16 protein-coding genes are annotated in these 15589 nt (G+C 63.0%); 7 read left to right on the top strand and 9 right to left on the bottom strand.

Features of this window, described 5'->3' with window-relative positions:
- Positions 1 to 37: 37 nt before the first annotated feature.
- The 5 genes from KHO23_RS29430 to KHO23_RS29410 all read right to left on the bottom strand — a co-directional run bounded on the left by KHO23_RS29430 (position 38) and on the right by KHO23_RS29410 (position 4577).
- Positions 38 to 796 carry a patatin-like phospholipase family protein gene (locus KHO23_RS29430; RefSeq protein WP_211615738.1) on the bottom strand — a complete coding sequence of 253 codons (759 nt, stop codon included), beginning with the start codon at positions 794 to 796 and terminating at the stop codon, positions 38 to 40.
- A 142-nt stretch (positions 797 to 938) separates the two neighbouring features.
- Positions 939 to 1442, bottom strand: coding sequence for a GGDEF domain-containing protein (locus KHO23_RS35500; RefSeq protein WP_211615736.1), 504 nt, complete (start codon positions 1440 to 1442; stop codon positions 939 to 941).
- Between the two features lie 207 nt (positions 1443 to 1649).
- A complete protein-coding gene (locus tag KHO23_RS29420) occupies positions 1650 to 2543 on the bottom strand; it encodes a LysR family transcriptional regulator (RefSeq protein ID WP_211615734.1) in 894 nt (297 codons plus the stop codon).
- Between the two features lie 104 nt (positions 2544 to 2647).
- A complete protein-coding gene (locus KHO23_RS29415; protein WP_211615732.1) occupies positions 2648 to 3256 on the bottom strand; it encodes a cysteine hydrolase family protein in 609 nt (202 codons plus the stop codon).
- A gap of 172 nt (positions 3257 to 3428) precedes the next feature.
- Positions 3429 to 4577: an acyltransferase family protein gene (locus KHO23_RS29410; protein ID WP_211615730.1), complete on the bottom strand. Its 1149-nt coding sequence runs from the start codon at positions 4575 to 4577 to the stop codon at positions 3429 to 3431.
- Positions 4578 to 4711: 134 nt separating this feature from the next.
- On the opposite strand from KHO23_RS29410, the gene KHO23_RS29405 reads away from it, so the two are divergent.
- Entirely contained in the window at positions 4712 to 5131 is a 420-nt protein-coding gene (locus KHO23_RS29405; protein ID WP_211615728.1) for a DUF1801 domain-containing protein, read from the top strand.
- A gap of 76 nt (positions 5132 to 5207) precedes the next feature.
- Here the strand turns inward: KHO23_RS29405 and crcB are convergent, their stop codons facing one another.
- Positions 5208 to 5588, bottom strand: a complete 381-nt coding sequence (gene crcB / locus KHO23_RS29400) for a fluoride efflux transporter CrcB (RefSeq protein ID WP_120293069.1) — start codon at positions 5586 to 5588, stop codon at positions 5208 to 5210.
- A 304-nt stretch (positions 5589 to 5892) separates the two neighbouring features.
- On the opposite strand from crcB, the gene KHO23_RS29395 reads away from it, so the two are divergent.
- The gene (locus tag KHO23_RS29395) at positions 5893 to 6240 is read left to right on the top strand and encodes a DUF190 domain-containing protein (RefSeq protein WP_236067031.1); all 348 of its coding nucleotides are present in this window, start codon (positions 5893 to 5895) and stop codon (positions 6238 to 6240) included.
- Positions 6241 to 6260: 20 nt separating this feature from the next.
- Here the strand turns inward: KHO23_RS29395 and KHO23_RS29390 are convergent, their stop codons facing one another.
- On the bottom strand, positions 6261 to 7463 hold the full coding sequence (locus KHO23_RS29390) for an ammonium transporter (RefSeq protein ID WP_211615726.1): 1203 nt from the start codon (positions 7461 to 7463) through the stop codon (positions 6261 to 6263).
- A 409-nt stretch (positions 7464 to 7872) separates the two neighbouring features.
- On the opposite strand from KHO23_RS29390, the gene KHO23_RS29385 reads away from it, so the two are divergent.
- Positions 7873 to 9624 (top strand): sensor histidine kinase, encoded by a 1752-nt coding sequence (locus tag KHO23_RS29385; RefSeq protein ID WP_211615724.1) that lies wholly within the window; start codon positions 7873 to 7875, stop codon positions 9622 to 9624.
- Here KHO23_RS29385 and KHO23_RS29380 read toward each other — a convergent pair.
- Together KHO23_RS29380 and KHO23_RS29375 are read right to left on the bottom strand one after the other, a co-directional pair.
- A complete protein-coding gene (locus tag KHO23_RS29380) occupies positions 9611 to 9937 on the bottom strand; it encodes a hypothetical protein (protein ID WP_211615722.1) in 327 nt (108 codons plus the stop codon). The two genes, KHO23_RS29385 and KHO23_RS29380, sit on opposite strands and share 14 nt — an antisense overlap.
- A gap of 129 nt (positions 9938 to 10066) precedes the next feature.
- Positions 10067 to 10648, bottom strand: coding sequence for a DJ-1/PfpI family protein (locus tag KHO23_RS29375; protein WP_211615719.1), 582 nt, complete (start codon positions 10646 to 10648; stop codon positions 10067 to 10069).
- A 308-nt stretch (positions 10649 to 10956) separates the two neighbouring features.
- Between KHO23_RS29375 and KHO23_RS29370 the strand changes: the two genes are divergently transcribed.
- The 4 genes from KHO23_RS29370 to KHO23_RS29355 all read left to right on the top strand — a co-directional run bounded on the left by KHO23_RS29370 (position 10957) and on the right by KHO23_RS29355 (position 15581).
- On the top strand, positions 10957 to 11433 hold the full coding sequence (locus KHO23_RS29370; protein WP_211615717.1) for a hypothetical protein: 477 nt from the start codon (positions 10957 to 10959) through the stop codon (positions 11431 to 11433).
- 87 nt (positions 11434 to 11520) lie between these two features.
- Positions 11521 to 11976 (top strand): Rrf2 family transcriptional regulator, encoded by a 456-nt coding sequence (locus KHO23_RS29365; RefSeq protein WP_211615715.1) that lies wholly within the window; start codon positions 11521 to 11523, stop codon positions 11974 to 11976.
- A 144-nt stretch (positions 11977 to 12120) separates the two neighbouring features.
- Positions 12121 to 12768 carry an NAD(P)-dependent oxidoreductase gene (locus tag KHO23_RS29360; protein ID WP_211615713.1) on the top strand — a complete coding sequence of 216 codons (648 nt, stop codon included), beginning with the start codon at positions 12121 to 12123 and terminating at the stop codon, positions 12766 to 12768.
- Positions 12769 to 12959: 191 nt separating this feature from the next.
- Complete coding sequence (locus KHO23_RS29355; RefSeq protein ID WP_211615711.1) at positions 12960 to 15581, top strand: mechanosensitive ion channel family protein; 2622 nt, start codon at positions 12960 to 12962, stop codon at positions 15579 to 15581.
- Positions 15582 to 15589: the final 8 nt, after the last annotated feature.

The raw sequence follows: 15589 nt of genomic DNA, 5'->3' as shown, positions 1-15589 counted from the left end.
TCCTGATTCCATTACCACGTTGCGTATCCTGCTTGGACTACGGCTCATGCAACGATGGCACTCTTCCTGTGCGGGAATAGATTGCACGAGCATTTATATGACACAGTAAGACTAGCGGTGTGTTCGAGTAGATGCCGCCGTCCCAGTACGATTCGCCTTCCAGTCGCACCGAAGGGAAGCCGGGGGGGAAAGCGGCGGATGCCATCACGTGCTCGACGTCCATCGGCGCGTCGCGATTGGTGAAATACCGCATACGGCCGCTGCGGACATTGACCGTGCCGACCGTCAATCGCGTCGCCTTGCGATTCAGGTAGTCGAAGTCGATCAGCGAAGAGAGGGTTTCACGCAGTGGCTCGGTCGAATAGAATGCCGCGCGCTCAGGGCCAACGCGCGCCTGAATATTCACCCATGCCCCCGGCTGTGGGGTGAAGAACGACGGCACGCCTTGCGTGACGATCGCCAGGTCGCGCGACCAGTTTGCGAGCCCTGGCAGCAACCAGCTTGCTGCGTCGACGCCACGACGCGCCACGCCGTTCCAGAACTGCGTTAATCGCGCCATGCGATTCTCAGGCGGATTGCCGGCGATGATCGCGCCGTTTATCGCACCGATCGACGTGCCGATCACCCAGTCGGGTTCGACCTTTCGGTCATGCATCGCCTGATAGACACCCGCCTGGTATGCGCCGAGGGCACCGCCTCCCTGGAAGACAAGGACAACCTGTCCGGGAATGTCCGGTGCGGCTTTCGGCTGGCCGGCCGCCTTGGTGTTGCGTTCGCCGTGCGTCTTGTTGCCCATTGCAGGTCTCCCGGACGAATACCGCGGTGCCGGTGATTTTGCCACGGGTAGAGGCGGTCTGACGCGAAAGCCGGGATTGTGGTCAGAGGTGAGAGAGGCGGCGGCCAGCGTTAGGCCTCTGCTGCCCGAAAACGATCGCGCTTTACCGTCTATGCGTGACGGACTGAACCCGATTGCGCCCTGCACGTTTCGCGTCGTAGAGCGCGGCGTCCGCCGCCTGAACCAGCGCGTTGGTCGAGCTCAGCGTGTTCTGTTCGTTCGTCGCGCACCCGGCGCTGACGGTGACCCGGCCGGCAGGCATCGGCGCCGTCAGGCTCAGGTCCATGATTGCGAGCCGGGCCTGCTCGGCAATAGCCGATGCTTCTTCCAATCCCGTGTTGGGTAACACCAGGGCGAACTCTTCGCCGCCGAGCGCGCCGAGCATCGGTTGGGGTGTCACCGTAAAGCGGGCGCCGAGCAGGAACGCGGCAATGCCCGACGTGGTGAACACCGTGAGCGCGCACATCGGCATGAAGGGCATGATGGCCGGCAGCGTCTGGTGCGCCTGCGGACCCGCGATCATCAACGTGAGCAGAACGAATAACGCACAAGTACCTGCAAAAATAACCTGTTTGCGCGTCGCCGGCCCTATAAGCACGCTGTTCATGCTGACCCGTTCGGTTGGTGTTCGTTCGTCTCAGTGCACTCGCGTCGCCAACCGTCCAACGTGTATGCCGTGTCGGGCGACACATCGTGGCGTTCGCTACGGACCGCATTGATGCTTTCCCGGCAAAGCGCAACGGCGCGCGGCAGCCGGCTGGAACATATTGTCCTACAGATTGTGTCCTACAGATTGGCTCCGGTGATCAGGGGGTTACCGTTCGCGATAGTGTTCGGCCATATGGTCGACGAAGGCCCGCACCTTGGGCGCTACATACCGCGTTTGCGGGTAAAGGGCGTAATAGTGGCGCACCCCGAGAGAATAGCCGGGAAGGAGTTGAACCAGTTGGCCGCGAGCCAGATCGGTCTGGACGGTGTGGCGCGTGAACGCAGCGATGCCGGCACCTGCGAGCGCGGCGGAGTAGAGCGCGGTGATCGTGTCCGATGCCAACCGGCCGTTCAGGTCAACGTGAGCCGGTGCGCCCCGCCCGGACGTCAGCACCCATTGGTCCGCCGCATGGGCACCCGAGAAGGTCAGCAAGGCGTGTTTGGCAAGTTGCAGAGGTGTGCGTGGAAGCCCGTGTTGTGCCAGATACGCGGGTGACGCGACGAGGACGATGTCGGATACCGTCAGCTTCCGCGCAACCAGGCTCGTGTCGGACAAGGGCTCGCTGATACGCAGGGCAACGTCGAAGCCCTCTGCAACGAGATCGACAAATTGATCGCCGCAGGACAGGTCGAGCTGGAGGTCGGGGTAGCGTCGCTGGAACGCCGGCAGCCAGTCCGCCAGTTCAAGCGTGCCGATGGCAAGGGGCACACTGACGCGCAACCGGCCGGCCACCCGTTGATGTTCACCGGCCATCGCCTGAGTTGCCGCATCCACGCGTTCGAGAATGTCGACGCTGGCCGCGAAGTAGTGTTCGCCCGCGGCAGTGAGCGCGAATCGCCGCGTGTTACGGTTGATCAACTGGACGCCGAGCGTAGCTTCAAGCTGCTTCAGTTGGCGCGATACGGTGGAATGCGATGTGCCGAGCCGTTCGGCCGCAGCAGAAAACCCCTTGGCATCCACGATGCAGCGGAAGACCCGCATGGCGAGCAGTTGATCCATGAATCGAGCGCGTTGTCGAAGCGTCGGATGCTACCACGACGCGGTATCTGGATCGCACGGCAGCGCGCCGGATAGGGCGTGCATGGCCGGTTCAGCAAGGTGTATCAGGAACTCAGCGACAGCACATCCCGCGCATTCATCACGGAGCCAAAGGTATCCGCGATCTCGGCTAACGCACTCAGATGCAACATGTCGTGCGAGACGCTAACCGTGTCGTTGAATTCGACGTCCCGGGTCGCGCAAGCGTCGGCTACCACTACAACTTCAAAGCCCGCGGGCACAGCGTCACGCGCAGCGCCGGCAACACAGGCGTGTGTCATCAGACCGCATATCACGAGGTGAGTGACCCCATCGGCTTTCAACGTCTGCGCCAGATCGGTGCTGGCAAACACGCTCACGGAAGTCTTCCTGATCACCCGATGACCGGGTTTCGGCTGGATATCGGAGCAGATTTCGGCATTCCGGCCGTTGGCGGCGAACAAGGGCGACTCTGCCGTCGCGACGTGCTGCACATGCACCACTCGCCAGCCATGGTGATCGGCGCAATCGACCAGAGAGCGCGCGTTTTGCAACGCACTCGTGCCGTTGGGAATCGGCAGCGAGCCCGTGAAGTATTCGTTCTGGAAGTCAATCACCAGCAATGCGGTGGTGCGGGACGGCAAAGAAGGGGGCGTACCGGCACCGAGGATGCTACGCAGTGTGCGCTTCGACATGATGAGGTTCCTTTCGGCTGACTGGGAAGGAACGAAGTCTAGGGGCCGCAGGTTGACGCTACAACGCCGCGTGCGTCACAAGATTTGTGCATGAAGTGCACAGTGCCGGCGGCGATTGCCGCTGCCTACCGAAGACCCAGCGCCAGCTCGACAAACTGCATTGCCCGGGCGGTCATGCAGCCGGAGCCGCCGGCGCACCCGGCGTGTATTTCCTGAGTCGCTGGGAAATCAGATGGGAAGGCTTTTCGATCATCCGGTAAAACGCATAGCTGATGGCGAACGCCAACGCCACCTGGACGAACCATGCGAATCGGGACGTCTCGTCGAACGAGGTCATTTCCAGCAGTGCAAGCGCCATCTTGTGGCAAAGATAGAGGCTATAGGACCATGCCCCGAAAGCAGCCAGTCTGGGCCAAACGCCACCTTTGGAAGGCGTGGCTGTCTCCGCCGCGATCCAGACTGCCGCAAGGAACTGAAATAGCGGAAGCGTGATATCGGGCGTAATCAACGGCACAATTGCCGGTTTGAGATTCGATTCGGATAACAAAATCATAATGGCCGCCCCGGCCGCGACAACTGCCACTCTCAGCGCAATCAGATGGTGTGCGAGATAACGAGTACTGCAATCAAGGCCGCGCTTGATCAGCAGCGTAAGCGGCGAATACGCGCCACGGACGTGGAACTGCTCCGCGTTGCGCTGGGTCTCCGCGATCAGGCAGCCGAAAATCCATCCAGCCGCATACAGCAATGCCGTACCTGGAACGCCATAGGTCTCAATGACGCAGCCGTGGCAAACCGGATGTCCTATGAGACGAACCACAGCCACCATCACGCCTGCCGCAATCGCGCAGCCAACAATCATTTCGCCGATGTAGCGAAAGCGGGCGCGCAAGATCGGATAAGCGGCGTAATACATCATCTCGCAGTAGAGCGACCACAGCACGGACTCCAGATAATTCTGCCCCGTCGGCAAGGGTTGAACGACGCACAGCAGAATGACCAGCGGCAATCCAATGCGGATGAATCTGGATGCGTAATAGTTGATCGGCTTGAGCGTCACATCCCTTTGATATGCGTTATGGATGCAATAACCGGAAATGACAAAGAATACGATGACAGCGGCGGGACCCGCGAATAGCGCGGTCGACCCTGACCACAATGCGCCGCCGAGGAATGCCAGCCGATGCGGCAGCAGTTCTTTGAACGCGGGCGGCCGAAAGTGATACATCAGGACCCAGAAAGCCGCAAGAAATCGAATGGCGTCTATCTTTAACGACTTGCTCGGATGTGCGGACGTTGACAGGTTCAAGCCGATTGCCATTTTTTTGCCCCTTCTTTTATTCAGGCTGCGGCGATCTTACCTCCGTGGTCAACAACAAAAATCACAACAAAAATCGAAAAAAATGGAGAATCTAATTCCCCCTCCAGGCCACCAACAGGAAGCATAAGGATCCAATGAATCCATCGGAAAGCATTGACCAATTGATCGCGGGAATCACGGACTGGCGCGGTAAAACGTTCGCCAGCATCCGCAAGACCATTCTTGAAGCCGACCCGGAGATCATCGAGGAATGGAAGTGGATGGGAAGCCCGGTATGGTCGCGCGGCGGAATGATCGCAGTCGCCAACGCCCACAAAGGGAAGGTGAAGCTGACCTTTGCCCACGGGGCGAGCCTCCCGGATCCCGACAAGCTCTTCAATGCGGGCCTCGAAGGCAACGCGAGGCGGGCGATCGATTTTTCCGAGGGCGACAAGATCAACGCGCGTGCGCTAAAGAATCTCGTCCGAGCCGCTATTGATCACAACCTGACCAGATTGAAGAAGAACGCGTCGGCGAGTACGCGGGCGAAAGGACTCAAAACTCAAGAGAAGTGAAGCGATCGGACTATCGTTTTTGCTCGCGAGTGCGTTGCTGATTCGAGTCAGCGCGCTGCGCCGCGCACGCGCATCTTCAGCGCGACAGCAACGAAACGGTTGCGATGCCCAGGATGGTCATCACGAGCGAAGCCGCCACGTGAATGACGATCTCGCCGGCCGCCCAGCCGAGCCGGCCGTCCTGCAAGCGCTGCACGACTTCCGCCGAGAACGTCGAGAAGGTCGACAGGCCACCCATCAATCCCGTGATGACGAAGAGCCGCCATTCGGGCGCGATCTGCGGCGCCCGTGCGAACCCCGCGACCGCGACGCCGATGACGTAGCCGGCAATCACGTTGGCGGCGAAGGTGCCGAGCGGCAAGCCCGTGAACAGGCCGTTCAGACGGATACCGAGAAACCAGCGGAACAGCGAGCCGAGCGCGCCGCCAATGCCGACCGCGAGAATGGACAAATACATGCAAAAGTACTCTGGCGAAGCCGAAAGGTCGACAAACCGGACTGAAGCCGGCGGCGCGATGCCGCGTCCGCAGTTGCCCGGGCGAAGCAGGCGTTATCAGCCATCAAGGGATGGCTAACGGAGCATAAGGAGAACATGGGGAATGCGATTTCCAGCGCGCAAGTCTAGCACCGGCGGGGCATTGGGGACAGGTGAGCGCGGTCGCGGCGCGCGCATGGTCCGCATGGCATGAGGCGTGATCTAGAATGAATGAAGGGCCTGCGAGCGCTTGCCGCGGGTTCACTGCAACCGTGCGGAGGCCGCCATGATGAAGGGCTACCAGCTCACGTTCTATACCGAGAAAAACCGGCGCCACGGCAATCAAACGGTCGTGGAATGCCTGCTGTCGATTGCGAAGATCGTCGGCGTTCATGGCGCGACCGTCGTGGCCGCGGCCGAAGGTATCGGCCACGCGGGCGCGCGGCACGCAGCACGCTTCTTCGAACTGGCGGACCAACCGCAGCAGGTGATTTTTGCGGTCACCGACGGAGAGGCGGAAGCCTTGCTCGAGGCGGTGCGCGCGGGCAGCGTCCCGGTGTTCTACACGCGTTGCCCGATCGAATTCGGCCTGATCGGCGCGCACGGGGACGCGAAACATCCAGCGCGCCGCTAACCCGGTTGGCGGCTAACCCATCAGCCGACGCTTTCGCGCTCCGGCGTCGCCGAGATCTTGTGGATCGACAGGTCCGCGCCGTTGTATTCGTCTTCCTGATCGAGCCGTAAGCCCACCGTCAGGCGAATGGCCCCATACACGAGCGTGCCGCCGAGCGACGCCACCACGATGCCGCCCAGCGTGCCGATCAGTTGCGCGCCGAACGATACACCGCCCAGGCCGCCGAGCGCGTGCAAGCCGAAAATGCCGGCCGCGAGGCCGCCCCACGCGCCGCACAGGCCGTGCAGCGGCCACACGCCGAGCACGTCGTCGACGCGCCAGCGGTTCTGCACGCAGGTGAACATGTAAACGAACAGCACACCCGCAATGCCGCCCGTCACCAGTGCGCCGAGCGGATGCATCACGTCGGAGCCGGCGCATACCGCGACCAGCCCGGCCAGCGGGCCGTTGTAGGTGAAGCCGGGATCATTGCGGCCCGCGAGCCAGGCGGTCAGCGTGCCGCCGACCATCGCCATCAGCGAATTGACCGCCACGAGGCCGCTGATCTTGTCGATGGTCTGCGCGCTCATCACGTTAAAGCCGAACCAGCCGACCGCCAGCACCCACGCGCCCAGCGCGAGGAACGGAATATTCGAGGGCGGATGCGCGGCGATGCCGCCGTCGCGGTGATAGCGGCCGTGGCGCGCGCCGAGCAGCAGCACGGCCGGTAACGCGACCCAGCCGCCGAACGCATGCACCACCACTGAGCCCGCGAAGTCGTGAAACGGCACGCCGAATATCTGGGTGAGCCAGTTCTGAATGCCGAAGCGGCCGTTCCACACGATCCCTTCGAAGAACGGGTAGACGAAGCCGACCAGCACGAAAGTGGCGAACAGTTGTGGATTGAATTTCGAGCGCTCGGCGATGCCGCCCGACACGATCGCCGGAATCGCCGCCGCAAAGGTCAACAGGAAGAAGAAGCGCACCAGCGCATAGCCGTTGTGCGCGGCCAGCGACTCGGCGCTGCCGAAGAATTGCACGCCATAGGCGATCGTGTAGCCGATGAAAAAGTACGCGATTGTCGAGACCGAGAAGTCCACCAGAATCTTGACCAGCGCATTGACCTGATTCTTTTTGCGCACCGTGCCGAGTTCGAGAAACGCGAACCCCGCATGCATGGCCAGCACCATCGCGGCACCCAGCAAAAGGAAGAGGGTGTCGGTGCCGGTTTTCAGACTTTCCATCGTTATGTCCCGCTTATGCCAAAAAAGCGGGCATTGAATGCAAGAAGCGGGCCAAACCTGTGCCTTGGTGCGTCGATCAGGTGCAATACCGCACCGGAATGGGCCTCGTGTCACGCGGTGCCGATCGGAGATCGCACGATTCCTTGCACCTCGAAAGACAAAAAGGCACAAAAAAAGTGCGTGACGGTTTTATATCGGTCGTCGCGATCCAAATAGGGGCGAAATATTCGATTTTCTTTACGTTTAATTCAAAAACCTGACGGTTTATGCGCAATCGTTGCGCACGGGGCTGTATCTGAAGGCAGGCGCGCGGTTCGTGGCGCATCGTCTTTGTCTTCCTGCGCAAACGCCGACATAATGTGCCGTCCCCGTGCACGATCTGCCGGCCATCGACCTCCAATGCGTACGCATGAGACTGACCACTAAAGGCCTGTTGCTGATCGCAATTCCGGCCCTCTTCGAACTGGCGCTGCTGTCCGGCCTGGTCAAGGCGCAGTCCGACGCGGCGCAAGCCGAGCAGTGGGCCATCCATAGCGAAGACGTGCTGCGCCAGACCACCGCGATTCTCGATCCGGTGCTGGGCGAGTCCGTAGCGCTGCGTGGCGCGGTGCTTGCCAACGATACGCACTTTATGACGCCGGTCGCCGTGTGGGTGGACGTCGATCGGCGCATCGATCAATTGGCCGAACTGGTTGCCGATAACCCCGCGCAAGTCGAGCGTGTGGTGCAGGTGCGCCAGGCGGTGCAAGGGTATCGCCAATGGTCGGACCGCGTTCAGGACATGTTGCATTCGGGGCGGCGCCGCGATCTGCTCGATCGTTTCCGCGACCTGACGTCGACCGACGTGCTCGATCGTTTCCGTCAGCAGGTGGTGGCCTTCCAGACTGAAGAGCGGCGCCTCGACACATTGCGCTCAAATGCCGCCGACGCCGCGCGTGAACGGCAACAGGCGCTTGTCGTCGCCGCCGTGTTGGGCTCCTTGCTGTTTGTGGCGCTGGCCGTCTGGCTGTTCACTCGCGGTGTGCGCGGCCGGCTCGCGCTGCTGTCCGATAACGCCGGGCGCCTTGCGGGCAACGAGCCGCTCGCGCCGATCAGCCCGGGCCGCGACGAAATTGCCCGGCTCGATCTGACCTTGCATGAAACCAGCCGACGCCTGCTCGAAGCCGAGCGTATCCAGGCGCGTTTCCAGGCCGATCTTGCGCGCCGCACGGGTGAACTCGCGCGCATTAACGAGACCTTGCGGCAACAGACCCAGGAAAACGAAATGTTCATCTACAGCGTGTCGCATGACCTGCGTGCGCCGCTGGTGAATCTGCAAGGCTTCTCGAAAGAACTGACCCGTGCCTGCGACGAACTGCGCGCGGTGCTGCGCCAGTCGTCGCTCGCGGCAGAACCGCGGCAGCGGATCGAGCGGGTGGTGGACGAGGATATCGGCGAGGCCTTGCACTTCCTGCAGACGGCCGTGCTGCGTGCGTCTCATATCATCGACGCGCTGTTGCGGCTGTCGCGTGTCGGCCGCGTCGAGTATCGGCAGCAAAAGGTGGAGGTGCGCGATATCGTCCCGCGCGTGGTCGACGCCATGCAAGGGTCGATCCGGGCGCGCCGGGCGCAAGTGATCGTCGACGAGTTGCCGGCGGTGTGGGGCGACCCGACCGCGCTTGAACAGGTATTCGCGAACCTGATCGGCAACGCGGTCAATTATCTGGACCCGGTGCGCGAAGGCCAGATCGAAATCGGCACGACGCCGGCGCCGCCAGGCGTGCATTCGCTACGGATTTTCTACGTGCGGGACAATGGGCTGGGCATTCCGGCGGTCGCGCTGCCGCGGCTTTTCAATGCTTTTCAGCGGCTGCACGGCAATGTGGCGGCAGGTGAGGGGATTGGCCTTGCTCTCGTGCGGCGGGTGGTGGAGCGGCACGGCGGGCGCGTGTGGGCGGAGTCGAAAGAGGGGAAGGGCACGACGTTTTACCTGTCGCTGCCAGAAGCCGAGGCGCGGACGGCGCAGCCGGCGGTCGACACGCGAGTCAAGCTGGCGGACGGTGGTCAAGCGGTTCGCGGCGTGCGCGAAGTGCGCTCGGGCCAGGCCGATTGTGATGACCTTAGCCTGAGCGGTGGTGTGGCGCATGCCACGAAGGCCGCGCCCGGCATCAGTACGCGGTAAAGAGGCGGCGCGGCTTGAGCAGTTTGCTGCCGCGAATCGACCAGTAGCAGCCGCAGGCAATCAGGATAGTGACGCCGGTCAGCGCCTGGAGCGGTGCCGGGTGGAGGCCGGGCAGGCCGTTCAGGGCGAACAGGCCGTGCGCGACGATCAGCAGCGCCGCCCATAACGAACATGCGGCTTGCAGCAGCATGCGCGTGCCCGCCAGACGCCGCGCGCGGTTTTCTCGCGACCAGCTGGCCGGTGCGCGTGCGCAGAAAAAAGCAATCGCCATGAGCGTGACGGCGAGAATGACAATCCAGTCAGTCAGTTCCATAGAGCAAGGTTCCCAAGTCAACCGGCGACTATAGGAAAGCCTTGCGCTGCGAACTATCGGACTAGTCTCAAATGCGGGTGGGTTTTGACGAGCGCGCAGTGCCGCGAGGGCAAGGCGCTCGCCTCGCGATCAGAGTTCGATCCGCGTGCCGAGCAGCACGAGGAATTGACGCAGCCATTCAGGATGAGCAGGCCATGCGGGCGCGGTCACGAAATTGGCGTCGGTGATCGCAGCGTCGACCGGAATATCGGCGTACTCGCCGCCGGCCAGCTTGACTTCGGGCGCGCAAGCCGGGTAGGCGGAAATGCGCTTGCCGCGAATCACATCGGCGGCGGCCAGCAGTTGCGCCGCGTGGCAGATCGCGGCGATTGGCTTGCCCGATTCGGCGAATTGCCGGACGAGTTCGATCACCTTGTGATTGAGCCGCAGATACTCGGGCGCGCGGCCACCTGCGATTGCCAGCGCGTCGTATTGACTGGAATCGGCGTCGTCGAACGTTGCGTTGAGTGTGAATTGATGGCCAGGCTTCTCGGTGTAGGTCTGGTCGCCTTCAAAATCATGAATCGCGGTCTTGATCTTATCGCCCGCCTTCTTGTTCGGACAGACGGCGTCGACCACGTGGCCAACCGCTTGCAGTGCCTGAAACGGCACCATCGTTTCGTAATCCTCGGCGAAGTCGCCGGTCAGGAACAGGATCTTCTTTGCTGCCATCACATGCCTCCAGTTGATCAACGGAACACATCGAACGCTCAGCGAGTCTACTCCAACGCGTTTGACAGAACCGCGACGAAGGGCTCACGGAGTGTATTCAATGGCGCAGGGTGCAGGCGGGCGATGCCGCGTCGCTTGCAGGGCTGTTTCGCGCCGCCGTCACACCGCTTGCAGCCGCTGACTATGGCGCCGCGGCGCGTGCTGCATGGGTGACTGCCCCTGAAGGCGAGCAAGCCTTCGCGGCGCAACGGCGTATCATTGGCGCGTTTTCGCATGCGGAAGCCGCTCGATGCGGCTCACACTCAGATATGACTTTATCTATTCGTTCACCCTTGTTGCGCCGTGTCGCTGTTGTCGCCCTCGTGTTTGGCGGCCTGGCGGCATGTCAGAAGAATGATGCGTCGGCAGGACAGGTCGCCGGCAAGCTTGACGATGCGGCGCAAGCCGCCGGTCAGAAGCTCGATCAGGCGGCCAGCTACGTCGGCCAGCAGGTCGATGCGACCAAAGCCGCCGCGCAGCAGAACCTCGACTCGGCCTCCGCGCCGTCGATCAAGATCGATCCAGCCGCGCTGGCATCGACCGCGCAAGCCAATCTGCAAGGCGCGGCGAGCGCGACCAATGCCCAACTCGGCAAGGCGGCGGCGCTGACCGGCCAGGGCCTTGAGACGGCGGGGCGCAAGTTGCAGGAGTGGTCGGCGCAAAATACGGCGTCGTCGGCTGGCGGTTCGGCTTCCTCGTCGGCCTCGAGCGATTCCGGCGATGCGCAAAAGCAGATGGACAAGTGAGATGGCGGCCCGTGCGGCCGTCCGTTTGACAGCCAGATTAAATGTAATTACTATGGTTACACATTGTCGCCGCAGGGCAGGTTTGCTGTGAATACGAGTAGCCGGTTTGCGTTTGCGGTGCATGTGCTCGCGCTGCTGTCGTTGCAGGAGGGCGTGCCGCTCTCGTCGGAGATGATCGCGGGCAGCGTGAATACGAATCCCGCGTTGATCCGGCGTCTGTTGACCATGCTGGCCGATGCGGGCCTCACGGCCTCGCAACTCGGCGCGGGCGGCGGCGCGCTGCTCGCCCGGGCGCCTGGCGACATCACCTTGCTCGAGGTGTATCGTGCGGTGGACGACGCGCAATTGTTCGCCATGCATCGCGAGGAGCCGAATCCGGCGTGCATGGTGGGGCGGAATATCCAGGGCGTGCTGCGCGGCATCATCGACGACGCGCAGCAGGCCATGGAGGCGTCGCTCGGTGCGCGCACGCTCGCCGATGCCACTGCCGACGTCGTGCGCGCCGAACGGGCGCGTGAACGCAAGCGGCGTCCGCATGGGTGACGCAGCAAAGAAGTGATACAAGAAGGGCGTGCGTGGCGTAGTCGGGACGCGCGCCTGAGAATGGACGGGGGCTTATGCCCCTCTTTTTTCCGCGTTATATGTAATCAATGTAGTTACATATAGGCTTATAACAGGAGCATTCAAATGAGCAAACAGTTGAAAATCGCATTGTTCGGCGCCACCGGCACGATTGGTTCGCGGATCGCCGCGGAAGCGGCCCGCCGTGGGCATCAGGTGACGGCGCTGGCGCGCAATCCGGCGCGTGTGCCGGCACGCGTGGCGAACCTGAAAGCCGCACAGGCCGATCTGCTCGACGCCGCTAGCGTCGGCGCCGCGGTGAGCGGCCACGATGTAGTGGCGAGCGCCTATGCGCCGCCGCAAGACGATCCCGCGGCGGTGTCCAAGGCAACCCATGCACTCGTCGACGGCGTGCGCGCGGCGGGCTTGAAGCGCCTCGTAGTGGTGGGCGGAGCGGGTTCGCTCGAAGTAGCGCCGGGCAAGCAACTGGTTGACACGGACGGTTTCCCGGACGCCTACAAAGCGGTTGCACTGGCCCACCGCGACGCATTCAATTACTACCGCGGCGTTACCGACCTCGACTGGACTTTCTTCGCGCCGGCCGCGCTGATTGCCCCGGGCGAGCGCACCGGCAAGTTCCGCACGGGCGCGAATACGCTGCTCGCCGACGCTGAAGGCAATAGCCGCATTTCGGCGGAAGACTACGCGATCGCCTTTGTCGACGAATTGGAGCAGGGTCGTTTCGTCCGTCAGATCGCGACGGTGGCTTACTGAGCCTGAACAGACCGTGCGCGCCTCGTGTCGCGCATGGCCCGTTTCGCGTATTTCAGCGGCCGCTTCGCGGATGAGGGCGGCCCGCCAATGTTCCCATTTGCGCAAGCGTCCTAACAATCAGTTACGCATGTTCAGGCGCCGGTGGCAAAACTGCGGCTACACTGGCGTCTCCCGTTTTCTTACGGATCGCCATGCAGTCATGCCCATTGCGGCGTGAGTCCGGGGCCGCGCCGTCTAACGGCGGGCCACTGGCGACTCACGCCGCCTTTCAATTTTCTTCCAGTTATGCCGGATGCAACGCGCGACGCGGCATTCGTACGCTCGCCGCCATGCGGCCTGGCGCGTGGCTGGTCACGGTCTGGCTCGCGCTGATCCTCGGCATCATCGGATGGTTGCCCGCGACTGCTGAGGCGGCCGGTACCGGCACGCCGGTCATTCCGGCCTTGCAGAGCCTGATCAATAGCGCAACAGCGACGGCAACGCCTGCGTCCGCCGCCTCGGGCGCCTCGGCCGCGGAAGCGGCCTCCGCGCCGTCGCCCGCGAGCCAGGCTGAACTGGCGCGCTCGCTCGACAGCGTGATCGCCACGCTCGACAACGACCGGCAGCGCACCGCGCTTGTCGCCCAGCTCAAAAAGCTGCGCGACGTTTCGCGAACGGTCGCGCCGCCCGCGCCCGCGCAACCGAGTCCCGGCTTGCTCGGCGCGATCGCGTCGGGTATCGCGTCGTTCGAATCCGATGTGCATCAGGGCCGCACGCCGGTGCGCTATTGGGGCGGACGCTTCAACGCGGCCGGCAATGAGCTCTACACGATCATTTCGGGGCAGGGGCACGAGAGTTTCGGCCGCGTCATTTTTTCGATGATCGCCATGCTGGCCGGCTGGGGCGCGTGCGCCGGCGCGCTGATCTACCTGCAACACCGGCTATACCGGCGCTTCGGCATCCTCATGGGGCTCAACCCGAATCCCACCACGCGCGAGCTGCTGGTCTTCGCGCTGCGCCGCGTCGGGCCGTGGATCATCGCCTTTCTCGCTGCGCTGCTGTTCGTGCGCGCCATGCCCGATGCGCTCGGCCGCACGCTCGGCATGGTGGTCGCCTATGCGATTGTTGCCGGCGCGATATTTTCGGCGATCTGTCTGATCATGTTTTCGCTGTTCGGCTCGGGACATCGGCGGACTGCGGTGCGCCTGCTGATCGATCACGCGCGCCGCGTGCTGTTCGTGGTGGGCGTATGCGCTGCGCTCGGCGATGCGGCGGTCAACTACGATGTCGCGCATCAACTCGGATCGAATCTCGCCGCGCTGGTTTCGACGGCCGCCAATATGACAGCCGCCGTGCTCACCGGCTATTTCGCGCTGGCGTTCCGCCGGCCCGTCGCGCATCTGATTCGCAACCGGCCTTACGAGCAGCGCCACGATCACAGGGCCGCGACCGACGCGTTCGACGTGCTCGCCTCGCTCTGGCACGTGCCGGTGCTGGTGCTCGCCGCCGCGTCGGTAGCGGCCACGCTCGGCGGCTCGGGCTCCAGCGAGAACGTCCTGCAGATTTCGGTGGTGACCGCGCTCTTGCTGGTGCTCGCATTCTTCCTATCGGCGGTCGTGCTGCGCGTGACGCGCCCGCGCAGCCCGCGCGCGCGGCGCCGCTCGCCTTATCTGTCGCGCTTGTTGCGCTTTTGCGGCACGCTGCTGACGCTGTTCATCTGGCTGTTTTTCTTCGAACTGGCGTCGCGTTTGTGGGGGGTGTCGCTCGCGGAGGTCGTGGAGGAAAACGTTGCGGCGCGAGGGATTGCGCACGCGGTGACGGCGATCATCGCGACGATCTTCATTTCGTGGTTGCTGTGGATTCTGGTCGACACGGCCATTACCGAGGCCCTCAATCCAGGCGGCCCGCGCAACAAGTCGCGCAATCCGAGCATGCGGGCGCGCACGATGCTGCCGCTGCTGCGCAACGTGCTGCTGGTGTCGATCATGACGATTGGCGGCATCGTCACCGCGGCGAACCTGGGCATCAATGTGACGCCGCTGCTGGCCGGCGCCGGGGTGATTGGTCTCGCGATCGGCTTCGGCGCGCAGTCGCTCGTGACCGACCTGATCACGGGCCTGTTCATCATCATCGAAGACACGATTTCGGTCGGCGACTGGATCGACGTGGACGGCGGGCATGCGGGCACTGTCGAGCATCTGTCGATCCGCACCGTCCGTTTGCGCGATGGACAAGGCGCGATTCACGCGATTCCGTTTTCGCAGATCAAGATCGTCAAGAACCTGTCGCGCGACTTTGCCTACGCGGTGTTCGAAGTGCGCATGTCGTTCTCGACCGACGTCGATCAGATCACACAACTGATTCGGGAAGTCGGCGCCGAGATGATGGCCGACTTCCGCTACCGGCGCGAAATGCTCGGGCCGATCGAGGTATGGGGGCTCGACCGCTTCGATCCGAACTGGATGATCGTGAAAGGGCAGATCAAGACGCGGCCGTTGCAGCAATGGAGCGTGGCGCGCGCCTTCAATTTGAGGCTCAAACGCAAGATGGACGAAGCCGGTATCGAGATTCCGGTGCCGCAGATGCGTGTGTTCACGTCGTCGAAGGATAGCGAAGGACAGCCTTTACCGGACGATGAGCTGCCCGAGGCCGGTCCGCATGGACATGGGCACGCGCATGCGGAGACGGGGGGCTCGACGCGGGCCGCGCACGTTGCCGTGGCGGTGGCGCGCGATGTGTCGCACGAACCGCGTCCGGCGCCGCCGTCAACAGGGCAGACCGCACCGATTCCGCCACAGATTCCGACGGCGAGTGAAGCGGGCGGGAAAAGCTGACTACGCCA

The sequence above is a fragment of the Paraburkholderia haematera genome, assembly GCF_905220975.1.
In the GTDB taxonomy this organism is placed as follows: domain Bacteria; phylum Pseudomonadota; class Gammaproteobacteria; order Burkholderiales; family Burkholderiaceae; genus Paraburkholderia; species Paraburkholderia haematera.
Note: the sequence above shows the minus strand (reverse complement) of the source record. Positions and strands in the feature narration are given on the sequence as shown.

Coding starts and splice junctions, on each gene's coding strand:
- KHO23_RS29430 (WP_211615738.1), bottom strand. CDS start 796: ATGGGCAACAAGACGCACGGCGAACGCAACACCAAGGCGGCCGGCCAG.
- KHO23_RS35500 (WP_211615736.1), bottom strand. CDS start 1,442: ATGAACAGCGTGCTTATAGGGCCGGCGACGCGCAAACAGGTTATTTTT.
- KHO23_RS29420 (WP_211615734.1), bottom strand. CDS start 2,543: ATGGATCAACTGCTCGCCATGCGGGTCTTCCGCTGCATCGTGGATGCC.
- KHO23_RS29415 (WP_211615732.1), bottom strand. CDS start 3,256: ATGTCGAAGCGCACACTGCGTAGCATCCTCGGTGCCGGTACGCCCCCT.
- KHO23_RS29410 (WP_211615730.1), bottom strand. CDS start 4,577: ATGGCAATCGGCTTGAACCTGTCAACGTCCGCACATCCGAGCAAGTCG.
- KHO23_RS29405 (WP_211615728.1), top strand. CDS start 4,712: ATGAATCCATCGGAAAGCATTGACCAATTGATCGCGGGAATCACGGAC.
- crcB (WP_120293069.1), bottom strand. CDS start 5,588: ATGTATTTGTCCATTCTCGCGGTCGGCATTGGCGGCGCGCTCGGCTCG.
- KHO23_RS29395 (WP_236067031.1), top strand. CDS start 5,893: ATGATGAAGGGCTACCAGCTCACGTTCTATACCGAGAAAAACCGGCGC.
- KHO23_RS29390 (WP_211615726.1), bottom strand. CDS start 7,463: ATGGAAAGTCTGAAAACCGGCACCGACACCCTCTTCCTTTTGCTGGGT.
- KHO23_RS29385 (WP_211615724.1), top strand. CDS start 7,873: ATGAGACTGACCACTAAAGGCCTGTTGCTGATCGCAATTCCGGCCCTC.
- KHO23_RS29380 (WP_211615722.1), bottom strand. CDS start 9,937: ATGGAACTGACTGACTGGATTGTCATTCTCGCCGTCACGCTCATGGCG.
- KHO23_RS29375 (WP_211615719.1), bottom strand. CDS start 10,648: ATGGCAGCAAAGAAGATCCTGTTCCTGACCGGCGACTTCGCCGAGGAT.
- KHO23_RS29370 (WP_211615717.1), top strand. CDS start 10,957: ATGACTTTATCTATTCGTTCACCCTTGTTGCGCCGTGTCGCTGTTGTC.
- KHO23_RS29360 (WP_211615713.1), top strand. CDS start 12,121: ATGAGCAAACAGTTGAAAATCGCATTGTTCGGCGCCACCGGCACGATT.
- KHO23_RS29355 (WP_211615711.1), top strand. CDS start 12,960: ATGCAGTCATGCCCATTGCGGCGTGAGTCCGGGGCCGCGCCGTCTAAC.